The organism is Streptomyces sp. NPDC001594, assembly GCF_042893675.1.
Classification (GTDB): domain Bacteria; phylum Actinomycetota; class Actinomycetes; order Streptomycetales; family Streptomycetaceae; genus Streptomyces.
This window is the reverse complement of the sequence record NZ_JBIAVB010000043.1, coordinates 1-1,443: the sequence shown is the minus strand read 5'-3', so window position 1 is coordinate 1,443 and position 1,443 is coordinate 1. Positions and strand designations below refer to the sequence as shown.

The window sequence follows — 1,443 nt, the reverse complement described above, 5'->3', positions numbered from 1 at the left end:
TTTTTCCCGCGTGGCGCTGACGACCGGCTGCCGGGAAAAGGGGGCCACATCCCAGGTCGTCACCAGACGACCACCCCCTCCCGGCACACCGGGAGAAAGAATGATCAACCTGGAAGGCACACTTCCGAACGACCGCGTCTACGAACCCGTCATCGACCGACACGACGCCTGGATCGTGGTCAACGGCATGCAGGGCTGCCCCAAGAACTGCGGCTACTGCTACCTGAAGGACCGCAACCAGACCCTCGTCAAGCCGGTCATGGTCGCCACCCCGGAGCGGACCCTGCAGCAGCTCCTCGACAGCCCCTACTACACCCCCGACGCCAAGCTGGCCCTCTACACCTGCACGGACGCCCTCGCCACTCCGCGCAACCGCCACCACCTCACACGGCTCCTCGACCTGATGGCCCAGGCCCGGCTCAAGAACCCGGTCTGCCTGATCACGAAGTGCGCCTTCACGCAGGACGTACTCGACTGTCTTGTCCGGGTTCAGATAGCCGGTCTCAAGGTCATCGTCTTCCTCAGCTACTCCGGCCTCGGACCGGACGTCGAGAAGGGCATCAAGCACGACGAGCTCAGGAACAACTTCCCCGCCCTCCACGCCATCGGCACCCCGATCATCCACTACTGGAGGCCCCTCACCCCGAAGAACTCCACCCCCGAGGTCATCGACCGGGTTCTCAGCCTGGTGACCCGCTACGCCGAGTGCTCCGTGGCCATCGGCCTGAAGGTCAAGCCCGGCGCGCGGGAGCAGATGCTCGAGCTGTGGCCGGAGCTGGCTGCGGCCAGCGAGGACCTGGAGAACGCGGCGTCTGTGTGGCCGATCAGCATGCGAAAGGCGCTGACGAACCTGCCGTTCCGCTACGGCGACTACCCGATCTACGAGACCAACTCCTGCGCCCTGGCGTTCGTAATGGGACAGCCGGACCGCTCGAACATCCTCGACTCGGCGGTGTGCCAGAGGAACCACTGCCCGCTCTTCCAGCGGGAACGCTGCTTGTCGAGGCCGCCGCTGCCCACCATCGACGAGCAGGCGATCGACGCACAGCTGCGACGGCTCGACATCGATGGGACCCCCTACACGCTGGAGGTGGCAGACCGGACGGTGACCTTCAGCCGGCCCATCCCCTCCGGACACGCCAACACCCTGGCAGCCGCCCTCCAGGTGCGGGTGAAGACCCCGAAGAGCGACTCCGACCTCTACTGGCCGGGCAAGGCATCGGCCGGCAAGCCTCTGACGATCGAGGGTTGAGACCGGGCTCTCATCCGACCATCCCGGTTGGATGAGAGCCCCACCCAAATTCTCAACAGGGCACCAAGCCGTCCGACCGAACCGAGCCCGTGGATACCGGGACTGTAAATCGTTCGGTGTAACTCCCGATCATGGAGGATGCACCGATGACGAGTGAGAACGTGACCGAGGCAGAGACCGTCGAGCCCTCT

1 protein-coding gene is annotated in these 1,443 nt (G+C 65.2%); it reads left to right on the top strand.

What is annotated here, in order from left to right:
- The first annotated feature begins 100 nt into the window (after window positions 1-100).
- The gene (locus ACFY0O_RS37650; RefSeq protein ID WP_388955615.1) at window positions 101-1,252 is read left to right on the top strand and encodes a hypothetical protein; all 1,152 of its coding nucleotides are present in this window, start codon (window positions 101-103) and stop codon (window positions 1,250-1,252) included.
- Window positions 1,253-1,443 lie beyond the last annotated feature (191 nt).